Origin of the sequence: Streptomyces asoensis (genome assembly GCF_016860545.1) — a bacterium.
GTDB lineage: Bacteria > Actinomycetota > Actinomycetes > Streptomycetales > Streptomycetaceae > Streptomyces > Streptomyces asoensis.
Window position 1 is genome coordinate 12,675 of record NZ_BNEB01000001.1, and the last position, 13,559, is coordinate 26,233.

The 13,559-nt window shown below is 72.6% G+C and carries 8 protein-coding genes; 5 read left to right on the top strand and 3 right to left on the bottom strand.

Annotation, left to right across the window (positions count from 1 at the left end):
- Window positions 1-69 precede the first annotated feature (69 nt).
- On the top strand, window positions 70-882 hold the full coding sequence (locus tag Saso_RS00075) for a chitosanase (RefSeq protein ID WP_189916724.1): 813 nt from the start codon (window positions 70-72) through the stop codon (window positions 880-882).
- A gap of 132 nt (window positions 883-1,014) precedes the next feature.
- Here the strand turns inward: Saso_RS00075 and Saso_RS00080 are convergent, their stop codons facing one another.
- The 3 genes from Saso_RS00080 to Saso_RS00090 all read right to left on the bottom strand — a co-directional run bounded on the left by Saso_RS00080 (window position 1,015) and on the right by Saso_RS00090 (window position 8,183).
- On the bottom strand, window positions 1,015-2,478 hold the full coding sequence (locus tag Saso_RS00080; protein ID WP_189916725.1) for a glutamate synthase subunit beta: 1,464 nt from the start codon (window positions 2,476-2,478) through the stop codon (window positions 1,015-1,017).
- A complete protein-coding gene (gene gltB, locus Saso_RS00085) occupies window positions 2,471-7,069 on the bottom strand; it encodes a glutamate synthase large subunit (RefSeq protein WP_189916727.1) in 4,599 nt (1,532 codons plus the stop codon). The genes Saso_RS00080 and gltB overlap by 8 nt, the downstream gene beginning before the upstream one ends.
- 382 nt (window positions 7,070-7,451) lie before the next feature.
- On the bottom strand, window positions 7,452-8,183 hold the full coding sequence (locus tag Saso_RS00090) for a VIT1/CCC1 transporter family protein (protein ID WP_189916729.1): 732 nt from the start codon (window positions 8,181-8,183) through the stop codon (window positions 7,452-7,454).
- A 289-nt stretch (window positions 8,184-8,472) separates the two neighbouring features.
- Between Saso_RS00090 and Saso_RS00095 the strand changes: the two genes are divergently transcribed.
- Genes Saso_RS00095 through Saso_RS00110 form a run of 4 tightly spaced genes read left to right on the top strand, consistent with a single transcriptional unit; the run spans window position 8,473 to window position 13,488 of the window.
- On the top strand, window positions 8,473-9,600 hold the full coding sequence (locus Saso_RS00095; protein ID WP_229900970.1) for an ADP-ribosylglycohydrolase family protein: 1,128 nt from the start codon (window positions 8,473-8,475) through the stop codon (window positions 9,598-9,600).
- Window positions 9,597-10,940: an ADP-ribosylglycohydrolase family protein gene (locus tag Saso_RS00100; RefSeq protein WP_229900971.1), complete on the top strand. Its 1,344-nt coding sequence runs from the start codon at window positions 9,597-9,599 to the stop codon at window positions 10,938-10,940. The genes Saso_RS00095 and Saso_RS00100 overlap by 4 nt, the downstream gene beginning before the upstream one ends.
- 8 nt (window positions 10,941-10,948) lie before the next feature.
- Entirely contained in the window at window positions 10,949-12,124 is a 1,176-nt protein-coding gene (locus tag Saso_RS00105) for an ADP-ribosylglycohydrolase family protein (protein WP_189916733.1), read from the top strand.
- Window positions 12,112-13,488, top strand: a complete 1,377-nt coding sequence (locus tag Saso_RS00110) for an ADP-ribosylglycohydrolase family protein (RefSeq protein ID WP_189916735.1) — start codon at window positions 12,112-12,114, stop codon at window positions 13,486-13,488. The genes Saso_RS00105 and Saso_RS00110 overlap by 13 nt, the downstream gene beginning before the upstream one ends.
- The last annotated feature ends 71 nt before the right edge of the window (window positions 13,489-13,559 follow it).

Below are 13,559 nucleotides of genomic sequence, written 5' to 3' on the forward strand. Positions count from 1 at the left end.
TTGTTCGTTCATCTGCTGATCCGGAAGGAATGGCGGGGAAGGCGATGTTCCCGCCCTAGGGTGTGCGGCATGAAACGTGCCGCCGCCCTGGTCTGCGCCGCCGTCGCGTCGACGGTGTACCTGCTCGCCCCGGCCCCTTCCGCCCGGCCGACCGCCGCCGTCCGGGCGACCACGCCGGGCCTCGCCGCCCCCGTCCAGAAGGAACTGGCGCAGGAGATCGTGGCCAGCGCCGAGAACGGGACCCTGGACTGGCGCAGCGCGTACGGCTACGTCGAGGACATCGGGGACGGCCAGGGCTACACGGCCGGCCTGATCGGTTTCTGCACCGGCACCCACGACCTGCTCGCCCTCGTCGAGCGCTACACCCGCGCCCACCCGGACAACGCGCTCGCCCGCTATCTGCCCGCGCTGCGCCGGGTCGACGGCACCGCCTCGCACGCCGGTCTGGACCCCGGCTTCCCGGCGGCCTGGCGGACGGAGTCCCGGGTGCCCGCCTTCCGCGCCGCGCAGGACGTCGAGCGCGACCGCGTCTACTTCGGGCCCGCCGTCCACCGGGGCCGGGGTGACGGGCTGGGCGCGCTGGGCCAGTTCATCTACTACGACGCCCTGGTCTTCCACGGTCCCGGCACGAGCCCGACCAGCTTCGACGGCATCCGCTCGCGTGCCCTGCGGCAGGCGCGCACCCCGGCGCAGGGCGGCAGCGAGTCCGCCTACCTGTCCGCCTTCCTCGACGCGCGGCGCCGGGCGATGCTGATCCGGCACCCGGGTGTCGACACCTCCCGCGTGGACACCACGCAGCGCCGCTTCCTGCGCGACGGCAACCTCGCTCTGCGGCCGCCGCTGCGCTGGCAGGTGTACGGGGAGACGTTCCGCGCGCAGTAGTCCCGTCCGGCGCCGGGACGCGGACATGCGACAGCGCCTGCCCGGTCGTCCGGTCGGGGACTGTGGGGCAGGCGCCGTCTGTGTTCCGTACGCCTTTGTACGGGACGTGTGGGGCCCCTGGGGGCCGGGCCGTCAGACCAGCAGGGAGCGGTCCGTCGGGCGGATCGGGGCGGGCAGTTCGCTCGCACCGGTCAGGAAGCGGTCGACGCCGCGGGCGGCCGAGCGGCCCTCCGCGATCGCCCACACGATGAGCGACTGGCCGCGGCCCGCGTCACCGGCGACGTACACACCGGGGACGTTGGTGCGGAACTCGGCGTCACGGGCGACGTTGCCGCGCTCGTCGAGCTCCAGGCCGAACTGCTCCACCACGCCGTTCTCACGGTCGGTGCCGGTGAAGCCCATCGCGAGGGTGACCAGCTGGGCGGGGATCTTGCGCTCCGTGCCCGGCTTCGGGGTCAGCCGGCCCTCGACGAACTCGACCTCGGTGAGGTGCAGCCACTGGACGTTGCCGTCCTCGTCGCCCTCGAAGTGGGTGGTGGAGACGGAGTAGACCCGCTCGCCGCCCTCCTCGTGCGCGCTGGTGACCTTGTAGAGCATCGGGAAGGTCGGCCACGGCTGGGAGACCGCGTCGCGCTCCTCGCCCGGGCGGGGCATGATCTCCAGCTGGGTGACCGAGGCCGCGCCCTGCCGGTGGGCGGTGCCCACGCAGTCGGCGCCGGTGTCGCCGCCGCCGATGACGACGACGTGCTTGCCCTCGGCCGAGATCGGGGGCGTCACGAAGTCGCCCTCCTGGACCTTGTTGGCCAGCGGCAGGTACTCCATCGCCTGGTGGACGCCCTTGAGTTCGCGGCCGGGGACCGGGAGATCACGGGCGGTCGTGGCGCCGGCGGCGATCACGACGGCGTCGTAGCGCTTCTTCAGGTCGGTCGCCTTGAGGTCGCGGCCGATCTCGATCCCGGTACGGAAGCGGGTGCCCTCCGCGCGCATCTGCTCGATACGGCGGTTGATGTGCCGCTTCTCCATCTTGAACTCGGGGATGCCGTAGCGGAGGAGACCTCCGATGCGGTCCGCGCGCTCGTAGACGGCGACGGTGTGGCCGGCCCGGGTCAGCTGCTGGGCGGCGGCCAGACCGGCCGGGCCCGAGCCGATGACCGCGACGGTCTTGCCCGACAGGCGCTCGGGGGCCTGCGGGGCGACGTCACCGGTCTCCCACGCCTTGTCGATGATCGAGACCTCGACGTTCTTGATGGTGACGGCCGGCTGGTTGATGCCGAGCACGCACGCCGACTCGCAGGGAGCCGGGCACAGCCGGCCCGTGAACTCCGGGAAGTTGTTCGTGGCGTGCAGGCGCTCGGACGCCGCCGACCAGTCCTCGCGGTAGGCGAAGTCGTTCCACTCGGGGATCAGGTTCCCCAGCGGACAGCCGTTGTGGCAGAACGGGATGCCGCAGTCCATGCACCGGCCGGCCTGCTTGCTGATGATCGGCAGCAGCGAACCGGGGACGTAGACCTCGTTCCAGTCCTTCAGACGCACGTCGACCGGACGGGACTTGGCGACCTCACGGCCGTGGTTCAGGAAGCCCTTCGGGTCAGCCATTGGTCGCCGCCTCCATCATCTTCTCGGTGATCTCGGACTCGGAGAGTCCCGCCTGCTCGGCGGCGTCCTTGGCGGCGAGCACTGCCTTGTACGTGCTGGGGATGATCTTGCTGAAGCGCTCCGCGGCGGTGTCCCAGTCGGCGAGCAGCTTCGCCGCGACCGTGGAGCCGGTCTCCTCGGCGTGGCGGCGCACGACGTCGTGCAGCCACTGCTTGTCGGTCTCGTCGAGCGTCTCGACGGCGCCGAGGTTGCCGGAGTTGACGTTGTCGCGGTTCAGGTCGATCACGTAGGCGATGCCGCCCGACATGCCGGCCGCGAAGTTGCGGCCCGTCTCGCCGAGGACCACCGCGTGACCACCGGTCATGTACTCGCAGCCGTGGTCGCCCACGCCCTCGGAGACCACCAGCGCGCCGGAGTTGCGGACGCAGAACCGCTCACCGGTCCGGCCGCGCAGGAACAGTTCGCCGCCGGTCGCGCCGTAGGCGATGGTGTTGCCCGCGATCGTGGAGTACTCGGCGAGGTGGTCGGCGCCCCGGTCGGGACGGACGACGACCCGGCCGCCGGAGAGGCCCTTGCCGACGTAGTCGTTGGCGTCGCCCTCCAGGCGCAGCGTGACACCGCGCGGGAGGAAGGCGCCGAAGGACTGGCCGGCGGAGCCGGTGAAGGTGATGTCGATGGTGTCCTCGGGCAGGCCCGCACCGCCGAACTTCTTCGTCACCTCGTGGCCGAGCATGGTGCCGACCGTGCGGTTGATGTTGCGGATGGAGACCTGGGCGCGCACCGGCTGGGCCTCGGTCGCGGAGTCCGCGGCCAGGGCGTCGGCGGCGAGCTTGATCAGCTCGTTGTCGAGCGCCTTCTCCAGGCCGTGGTCCTGCGTGACGACCTGGTGCAGCGCCGCGCCCTCGGGCAGGGCGGGCACGTGGAACAGCGGGGCGAGGTCGAGGCCCTGCGCCTTCCAGTGGTCGACGGCGCGCTCGACTTCCAGCACCTCGGCGTGGCCGACGGCCTCCTCGATGGTGCGGAAGCCCAGCTCGGCGAGGATCTCGCGGACCTCCTCGGCGATGAACTTGAAGAAGTTCACCACGTACTCGGCCTTGCCGGCGAAGCGGTCGCGCAGCACCGGGTTCTGGGTGGCGATGCCGACCGGGCAGGTGTCGAGGTGGCAGACGCGCATCATGACGCAGCCGGAGACGACGAGCGGCGCGGTCGCGAAACCGAACTCCTCGGCGCCGAGCAGCGCGGCGATGACCACGTCACGGCCGGTCTTGAGCTGGCCGTCGGTCTGCACGACGATGCGGTCGCGCAGGCCGTTGAGCAGCAGCGTCTGCTGGGTCTCGGCGAGACCGAGCTCCCAGGGGCCGCCCGCGTGCTTGAGCGAGGTGAGCGGGGAGGCGCCGGTGCCGCCGTCGTGGCCGGAGATCAGCACCACGTCCGCGTGCGCCTTCGACACACCGGCGGCGACGGTGCCGACGCCGACCTCGGAGACCAGCTTCACGTGGATCCGCGCCTGCGGGTTCGCGTTCTTCAGGTCGTGGATCAGCTGGGCGAGGTCTTCGATGGAGTAGATGTCGTGGTGCGGCGGCGGGGAGATGAGACCGACGCCGGGGGTGCTGTGCCGGGTCTTGGCGACCCACGGGTACACCTTGTGGCCGGGCAGCTGGCCGCCCTCGCCGGGCTTGGCGCCCTGGGCCATCTTGATCTGGATGTCGTCCGCGTTGACCAGGTACTCGGAGGTGACGCCGAAGCGGCCGGAGGCGACCTGCTTGATCGACGAACGGCGCGCGGGGTCGTACAGCCGGTCCGCGTCCTCGCCGCCCTCACCGGTGTTGGACTTGCCGCCCAGCTGGTTCATGGCGATGGCGAGGGTTTCGTGCGCCTCCTTGGAGATGGAGCCGTACGACATGGCGCCGGTGGAGAAGCGCTTGACGATCTCGTCGACCGACTCGACCTCGTCGAGGGGGACCGGCTCGCGGTCCGAGGTGAAGCCGAACAGGCCGCGCAGCGTCATGAGGCGCTCGGACTGCTCGTTCACGCGGTCCGTGTACTTCTTGAAGATGTCGTAGCGGGCCGTGCGCGTGGAGTGCTGGAGGCGGAAGACCGTCTCCGGGTCGAACAGGTGCGGCTCGCCCTCGCGGCGCCACTGGTACTCGCCCCCTATCTCCAGGGCGCGGTGGGCCGGCGCGATGCCGCTGGCCGGGTACGCCTTGGCGTGGCGGGCGGCGACCTCCTTGGCGATGACGTCGATGCCGACGCCGCCGATCTTGGTGGCGGTGCCGTTGAAGTACTTCTCGACGAAGGCGTCCTCGAGACCGACGGCCTCGAAGACCTGGGCGCCGCGGTAGGAGGCGACCGTGGAGATGCCCATCTTGGACATGACCTTCAGGACGCCCTTGCCCAGCGCGTAGATCAGGTTGCGGATCGCCTGCTCGGGCTCGAGGCCGCTGATGAAGGTGCCCGCGCGCAGCAGGTCCTCGACGGACTCCATCGCCAGGTAGGGGTTGACGGCGGCGGCGCCGAAGCCGATCAGCAGGGCGACGTGGTGCACTTCGCGGACGTCGCCGGCCTCGACGAGGAGGCCCACCTCGGTGCGCTGCTTGGTGCGGATGAGGTGGTGGTGGACGGCCGCGGTGAGCAGCAGCGACGGGATGGGCGCGTGCTCGGCGTCGGAGTGGCGGTCCGACAGGACGATGAGCCGGGCGCCGTTGGCGATGGCGGCGTCGGCCTCGGCGCAGATCTCCGCGATGCGCGCGGCCAGGGCGTCCCCGCCGCCGTGCACCCGGTACAGGCCGGAGAGCGTGGCGGCCTTGAAGCCGGGCATGTCGCCGTCGGCGTTGATGTGGATGAGCTTGGCCAGCTCGTCGTTGTCGATGACCGGGAACGGCAGGGTGACCGTCCGGCAGGACGCGGCGCTCGGCTCGAGCAGGTTGCCCTGCGGGCCCAGCGAGGAGCGCAGGGAGGTGACGAGCTCTTCACGGATGGCGTCCAGCGGCGGGTTGGTGACCTGCGCGAACAGCTGGGTGAAGTAGTCGAAGAGCAGCCTCGGGCGCGCGGAGAGCGCGGCGATCGGCGAGTCGGTGCCCATGGAGCCGAGGGGTTCGCCGGCGGTCTTGGCCATCGGCGCGAGGATGACGCGCAGCTCTTCCTCGGTGTAGCCGAAGGTCTGCTGGCGGCGGGTGACCGAGGCGTGGGTGTGCACGATGTGCTCGCGCTCGGGCAGGTCGACGAGTTCGATCTCGCCGGCCTCCAGCCATTCGGCGTAGGGCTTCTCGGCGGCGAGCTGGGCCTTGATCTCGTCGTCCTCGATGATGCGGTGCTCGGCGGTGTCGACGAGGAACATCCGGCCGGGCTGGAGGCGGCCCTTGCGGACGACCTTGGCGGGGTCGATGTCGAGGACGCCGACCTCGGAGCCGAGGACGACGAGGCCGTCGTCGGTGACCCAGTAGCGGCCGGGGCGCAGGCCGTTGCGGTCGAGCACGGCGCCGACCTGGGTGCCGTCGGTGAAGGTGACGCAGGCCGGCCCGTCCCAGGGCTCCATCATCGTGGAGTGGAACTCGTAGAACGCGCGCCGGGCGGGGTCCATGGAGTCGTGGTTCTCCCACGCCTCCGGGATCATCATCAGCACGGAGTGGGGCAGCGAGCGGCCGCCGAGGTGGAGCAGTTCGAGGACCTCGTCGAAGGACGCCGAGTCGGAGGCGTCCGGCGTACACACCGGGAAGATCCGCTCGATGGACTTGTCGTCCTTGCCGAACAGGTCCGAGACGAGCTGCGACTCGCGGGCGCGCATCCAGTTGCGGTTGCCCTTGACGGTGTTGATCTCACCGTTGTGCGCGACGAAGCGGTAGGGGTGTGCGAGCGGCCACGACGGGAAGGTGTTCGTCGAGAAGCGCGAGTGGACGAGCGAGACGGCCGAGGCGAAGCGGCGGTCGGACAGGTCCGGGAAGAAGGGTTCGAGCTGGCCGGTGGTCAGCATGCCCTTGTAGACGATCGTGCGCGCGGACAGCGACGGGAAGTACACCCCGGCCTCGCGTTCGGCGCGCTTGCGCAGCACGAACGCCTTGCGGTCGAGGACGATGCCGTTGCTCGCGTGGTCCGTCACGAAGATCTGGCGGAAGGCCGGCATCGTGGAGCGGGCGGTGGCGCCGAGCAGTCCGGGGGCGACCGGGACCTCGCGCCAGCCGAGGACGGTGAGGCCCTCGTCGGCGGCGATCGTCTCGATCTGTGAGACGGCGTCCTGGAGGCCTTCCTCGGGGAGGAAGGCGATGCCGACGGCGTAGCCGCCCGCTTCGGGGAGCTCGAATCCGGCGACCTCGCGGAAGAAGGCGTCCGGGACCTGGGTCAGGATGCCCGCGCCGTCGCCGGAGTCCGGCTCGGAGCCGGTGGCGCCGCGGTGTTCGAGGTTGCGCAGAACGGTGAGCGCCTGCTCGACCAGCGTGTGGCTCGCTTCGCCGGTGAGGTTCGCCACGAAGCCGACGCCGCAGGCGTCGTGCTCGTTGCGGGGGTCGTACATACCCTGCGCAGCAGGGCGAGCATCCATGAAGGACCAGTTCTGGCCATTCGCGGAATGCTGGGACGGCTGGCGCGGCGTACGCATCGGCTCTCCCGTCGTCGTCTCAAGTGGCATGTCTGCTGGCGAAGGGACGACGTTGGCCCTCTGCGTAACGCAAAATTTCGTGCAGGTTACATGATGGAGCGGTTCTCGGGAACCGGATACTCCGTTCCAGCATGCGGACGCCACGGGGGCGCGAGGAGGGTGCCGCGCTCGTGGCTGGAAGTATGTGGGGACCGGAGGGTGCGAGATCGATCTGATCCGATTCCGTCGGTCCGCAAGACGAGGGGTTGCGGCGTCGTTCACCCCGCGAGTGCGCCGGAGGCGTCATTGCCCACAGCGCTTACGGCTCATGCCCGCTGGTCAAGTGCTCGAAACCAGTCAGTAACAACTATTTATACGGCCCAACGCATAAATAGCATTCCCCCTATCCTACGGCCGTTCCGAACAAGGTGCCCAGGGCGTACGTCACACCGGCCGCCGCGCCACCCAGGGCGAGCTGCCGCAGCCCGCTGAACCACCAGGTCCGGGCGGTCACCCGGGCCACCACGGCGCCGCAGCCGAAGAGGCCGAGCAGGGCGAGCAGCACCGCCGGCCACAGCGTGGCGGCGCCCAGCAGGTAGGGCAGCACGGGCAGCAGCGCGCCCAGCGCGAACGCCCCGAAGCTCGACACGGCGGCCACCAGCGGCGACGGCAGGTCGGAGGGGTCTATGCCCAGCTCCTCGCGGGCGTGGATCTCCAGGGCCTGCTCGGGGTCGCGGGACAGCTGGTGGGCGACCTGCCGGGCCAGCGCGGGCTCGACGCCGCGCGCCTCGTACAGCGCGGCGAGCTCCGCCTCCTCGTCCTTGGGGTGCTTCCTCAACTCCCGCCGCTCGACTTCGAGTTCGGCTTCGACGAGTTCCCGCTGCGAGGCGACCGAGGTGTACTCGCCGGCCGCCATGGAGAAGGCGCCGGCGGCCAGGCCCGCCAGCCCGGTGATGACGATGGTGTGCTGGCCCACCGCCCCTCCGGCGACGCCGGTCATCAGGGCGAGGTTGGAGACCAGGCCGTCCATCGCGCCGAAGACGGCGGGGCGCAGCCACCCTCCGTTGACGTCCCGGTGGGTGTGGTTGTCGCGGTGCGCCTCGTGCAGGGCGGCTTCGGTCTCGATGATGGCCACGCGGTCCCCCAGGGTGTTCCGAGCGCCCCAGCAAGCTGAGGCGAAGCTAAGTTTGGACTGAATCCATTTTTCGACAAACAGAAACATACGCCGGAACATTCCGGCCCGCCAGCAAGGAAAGGCTGCGCTTACCTGCGGCTTTACCGTCGAATGCTCAGACGATCATCCTGCTGCACAGATGTCGACCGGGTGACATGAGCTCCGGTGAGGCTGAGGTCAACCGCCGATGGTGGGACACATCCGCAAAGGGCTCCGCGCCCCGTGCGGGCCCCCTCAGGAGAGGCCGCGTATGGCATCGAACGCCTGCATCCCCTCTGTCCCGGCGCCGGGGGACGCCGCCGCACTGCGCGAACGGGCCCGTGGCGCCCTGCTCGGCCTGGCCGTGGGAGACGCCCTGGGCGCCCCGGCGGAGAACATGAAGCCCTCCGAGATCCGCGCCCGCTGGGGCCGCATCACCGGTTACGTCACCGACAGACCGGCCGGCACCGACGACACCGAGTACGCGATCTTCTCCGGACTGCTGCTGGCCCGCCACGGCTCCGCGCTCACCCCGGCGCACGTCGAGGCGGCCTGGCACCAGTGGATCGCGGACCGCGACGAGGGCCCCTTCCGCGGCGCGGGCTTCAGCGAACGCGGCACCCTGGAGAACCTCCGCCGGGGCCTGGCCGCACCGATCTCCGCGCAGCACCGGCACGCCTGGAGCGACGGCCTGGCCATGCGCGCCGCGCCCTTCGGCGTCTTCGCCGCGGGCCGCCCCGCGGAGGCGGCCCGGCTGGTCGCGATCGACGGCGCCGTGAGCCACGACGGCGAGGGCATCTACGGCGGCCAGGCGGTCGCGGCGGGGGTCGCGGCGGCGATGGCCGGAGCACCGGCGATCTCGGTGGTCGCCTCCGCCCTCGCCGTGATCCCCGAGGACTCCTGGACGGCGCGCTCGCTGCGGCGGGCGGTGGCCGTGGCCCACCGCGGCGAACGGGCAGTCCGCTCCGCCGTCGTGATCGGCGGCTACCCGTGGACCGACCTCGCGCCCGAGGCCGTCGCCCTCGCCTTCGGCGCCTACGCGGCCGCCGACGGCGACTTCCGCGAAGCCGTCCTGACGGCGGTGAACATGGGCCGCGACGCGGACACCACGGCGGCGGTGGCCGGCGCCCTGGCCGGTGCGACGCAGGGCGCGTCGGCGATCCCGGCGCGGTGGGCGGCGGCGATCGGCCCGGCCCGCGGCAGCTGCCTGCCGTCGATGGCGGGCCACCACGTGCTGGACGTGGCCGAGTTGCTGGTGCCGGGCGAGGGCGGCAAGTGGGGCGAGGGCATGGTCGTCGAGGACCTCGTACCGAGCCTGATGGCCCTCGGCCGCCCCACCCCGTCCGACCCGACGGCCTACACCCTGGCCGCGAACGACGCTACGGAGGCAGCCTCGTGAACCCCCCCGCCCCCTGGAACGGGCCGGCCCCGTCCGCCACGGACCCCCACCCGCCGGCGACCGCGCCGGCACACCTGCACCCGCACCCGCACCCGACGACAGCACCGCCCCCGCCCGTCCGGTCCGCCCGACCGCGCACGCACCCCGCCGAGGACCGGGTCGCAGGCCGTGACGAGGGCCGGGGCGAACGGGACACCGAGGGCGAGGACGGCGGCCGGGCACGGGACGCGCGCCGCGTCGAAGGTCTCCTCGTCGGCCTCGCCGCCGGGGACGCCGCCGGCTGGCCCGCCGCCCGGCACCGGGCCGCCCGCATGCCGGAGTGGACCCGCCGCCTCACCCGCGAACTGGACACCTTCGCCGAACACAACGCGACGACCACCCTCCCCGTCCCCATCGCCCTCAACCAGCCCCCGGAACCGCTGCGCCTCGGCCCCTCCGACGACGCCGAGTGGGCGGCCTTCGCGGCCGAGGCGGTCCTGCGGGCCGGGGACGACGCCGCCCTCGGCGACCTCAGCCGCGAACGCCGGATGCGCGCCGCCATCGACCTCACCTGGAACGCCGTCGCCTGCGAGGTCGCGGCGGCCGCCGACCGCGCGCCCGAGGTGGAGTCCGCCGTCCTGCCGCTGCGCGCCCGCATCTCCGTCCGCGCCGGCCTCGGGAACCTGGCCGCCGGTCTGCGGCCGCCCGCCACCGGACACGACAACCCCCACTACTTCGACGACGCGGCCTGTGTCCGGGCCTGCGTCCTGGCGGTGGCCCACCCCGGCGATCCCCGGGGCGCCGCCGAACTCGCCGAGTTCGACGCCCGCTACACCCAGGACGGCGACGGCGTGCACGGCGCCCGCGCGATGGCGGCGGCCTGCGCGCTGGCCCTGGCCGGCGCGGACCCCGGGGCCTGTGCGGCGGCGGCGCTCGCCGAACTCCCCGAGCACACGGAGATCGGCCGCAACGCCCGGCACGCCCTGGCCCTGGCCCACGCCTGCGACGGCGCGTTCGCGCTCGTCCCGCTCCTGGAACACCAGATCGTCGACCACGTCTACAGCTACGGCATCGCGGCGGCGGAGACGGTCCCGGTGGCCCTCGCCCTGATGACCGCGTCCGGCGGCCGTATCCACGAGGCGGTGCCCGCCGCCGCCTGCCTGTCCCGGGTGGCGGACTCGGCCCCGGCCCTCGCGGGCGCGCTGACCGGCGCGCTGGGCGGCGGCGCCGCGATCCCCGCCTCCTGGCGCGAGAGCTGCCGCACCCTCTCCGGCTGCGTACTGCCCCGGCTCACCGGCACCGACCTGGTGGAACTCGCCGGACTCCTGGAAGCCGCACAACCGGGCCCCGCAGGAGGATGATTCGGGGCATGACGCCCAAAGCACAAGAAAGCAACGGCGCAACCCTGGAAGAGCGCATCACGGCCGCCCTCGTCGGCGCGGCCGTCGGCGACGCCCTGGGCGGCCCCGTGGAGGGCTACTCCCCCGAGCAGATCCTCGAGCGCCACGGCGGCCGGGTCCACGGCATCGTCGGTCCCTGGAACGGCGACCGGTGGCGCACCGCCCGTCCCCTCGCCCCGTACCACAAGGGCGACGGGCACGTCACCGACGACACCTTGATGACCCACGCGCTGATCAGGGTCTACGCCACGGTCCGCGACCACCTGGACGCCTACGCGATCGCGGACCACCTGGTCCCGGACCTGCTGACGACACCCCGCTGGATCCCCGAACTGGAGGCGGAGGCACTCCCCCTGCACCGGATCTTCCTCGCGGAGAAGTGGCTCGTGACACGGCTGCACTACGGCCATGTCGATCCGCGCGAGGCGGGCGCGGGCAACATCGTCAACTGCGGTGCGGCGATGTACATGGCACCGGTGGGCCTGGTCAACGCGGCCAATCCGGCGGGCGCGTACGCCGAGGCGCTGGACATCGCGGGCGCCCACCAGTCCTCCTACGGCCGGGAGGCGGCCGGTGTCTTCGCGGCGGCGGTGGCGGCCGCCTGCGTGCCGGGCGCGACGGCGGAGTCCGTCGTCGAGGCCTGTCTGGCACTGGCGCAGGACGGGACGCGAACGGCGATCGAGAAGGTCTGTGAAACCGCCGCGCGCCACGGCGACTTCGAGTCGGCGCTGGTCCCGCTGCGGGAGGCGGTGACGCCGTACGACACCGTCGGCCCCGACTACCGCCGCCCCTCGCTGGCCGCCCGCCGACCGTCCCGGCTGCACGCCGTCGAGGAACTCCCCGTCGCCCTGGGGATGTTGCTGGTCGCCGGCGGCGACTACCGGGAGGCGGTCCTCGGCTCCGTCAACTACGGCCGCGACTGCGACTCGATCGCGACGATGGCCGCGGCGATGGCCGGCGCCCTCGGCTCGCCCCCGCCCGACGAGTGGTCCAAGCAGGTCGCCGAGGCGAGCCGCCTCGACCTCTGGCAGCCCGCGGCGACGCTCGCCGAGGTCACCCGGGAGATCTTCGGCCGGGACCTGCAAAACCGTCGCACCCACGAGCGGGCGTTCGCCGCGATCGGAGGTACGGGATGCTCCGACTGACCTGGGTGCAGCCGGAGGACCTCCTCGGGCACGAACTGCGCCAGGCGGCCCAGGACGGCCGCGAGCCGTCGGCGGTCGCCGCGCGGTGGAAGGCGGCCGGCGGCTGCGAGGCACCGGCCCGGGCGGGCGCGTCCCCCCAGCCGCCGTCCCGCTACCTCCGTCTCCTCGCGGAGGACCTCCTGGACGAACTGGCCGACCTGCCCAGCAGATCCGCGGAGCACGAGCCGACCGACCTGCGGCGGATCAAGGCCCTGTGCCGGGAGTGGCCGGACCGGCCGGACGGCGACCCGCCCGCGCCCGCCCGCAGCGCCCTGGAAGCGGCCTGGCTGGGCCGGGCCGTCGGCTGCCTGCTCGGCAAACCGGTCGAGAAACTCCCCCTGGACGCGGTCCGCCGGCTCGCCCGGTCCACCGGGAACTGGCCCCTCACCGGCTACTTCACCGCCCGCGGAGTCCCCGGGCCGCTCTTGGAGGAGCACCCCTGGAACCGCCGCTCGGCGGCCACCTCGCTGGCCGAGAACATCGACGGCATGCCCGAGGACGACGACCTCAACTACCCGCTGCTCAACCTGCTCCTGCTGCAACGTCACGGCAGGGACTTCACCACCGCGGACGTGGCCGGGCTCTGGCTGGACGAACTCCCCGCGGGCCGCGCCTTCACCGCCGAACGCGTCGCGCTGCGCAACCTGCTCTGCGGCATCGAACCCCCGCTCACCGCACGCCACCGCAACCCCTTCCGCGAATGGATCGGCGCCCTCATCCGCGCCGACGTGCACGGCTGGACCAACCCCGGGGACCCGGCGGCGGCCGCCGAACAGGCCCACCGCGACGCCACCCTCACGCACACCGCCAACGGGGTCTACGCGGCGATGTTCACCGCGGCCGCCATCGCCGCGGCCGCGACCGGCACCCAGGACGTCCACGCCTGTCTGCGCACCGGCCTGAGCGTCGTCCCGCCCCGCTCCCGTCTCGCGCGGGCCGTCACCGACGCCGTCCGACTGGCCGCGCAGCACGCCGACTTCGACACCGTGGTGGACGAACTGCACGCCGAGCACAAGGCGTACCACTGGGTCCACGCCGTCCCCAACTGCGCCCTGCTCGCCGCCGCCCTCACCCACGCGGACGGCGACTTCACCGGCTCCATCGGCCGTGCCGTGTCGGGCGCCCTGGACACCGACTCGGTCGGCGCGACGGCCGGCGGGATCGCCGCCCTGCTCACCGGCGACCCGGCCGCCCTGCCCGACCACTGGACGGCGCCCCTGAAGAACCGCCTGGCCACCTCGGTCGCCGGTCTCGACGGCACCGGCTTCGACACCCTGGCCCACCTCACCTGGTCCCTCACCCACCGGGAGGCTTCCCGCCCATGACCGACACCGCCGTGCCCGGCCGCACGCACCCCGATCCCGCCGCCCCCGCGGACACCACCGCCCAGGCGCCC

Coding starts and splice junctions, on each gene's coding strand:
- Saso_RS00075 (WP_189916724.1), top strand. CDS start 70: ATGAAACGTGCCGCCGCCCTGGTCTGCGCCGCCGTCGCGTCGACGGTG.
- Saso_RS00080 (WP_189916725.1), bottom strand. CDS start 2,478: ATGGCTGACCCGAAGGGCTTCCTGAACCACGGCCGTGAGGTCGCCAAG.
- gltB (WP_189916727.1), bottom strand. CDS start 7,069: ATGCGTACGCCGCGCCAGCCGTCCCAGCATTCCGCGAATGGCCAGAAC.
- Saso_RS00095 (WP_229900970.1), top strand. CDS start 8,473: ATGGCATCGAACGCCTGCATCCCCTCTGTCCCGGCGCCGGGGGACGCC.
- Saso_RS00105 (WP_189916733.1), top strand. CDS start 10,949: ATGACGCCCAAAGCACAAGAAAGCAACGGCGCAACCCTGGAAGAGCGC.
- Saso_RS00110 (WP_189916735.1), top strand. CDS start 12,112: ATGCTCCGACTGACCTGGGTGCAGCCGGAGGACCTCCTCGGGCACGAA.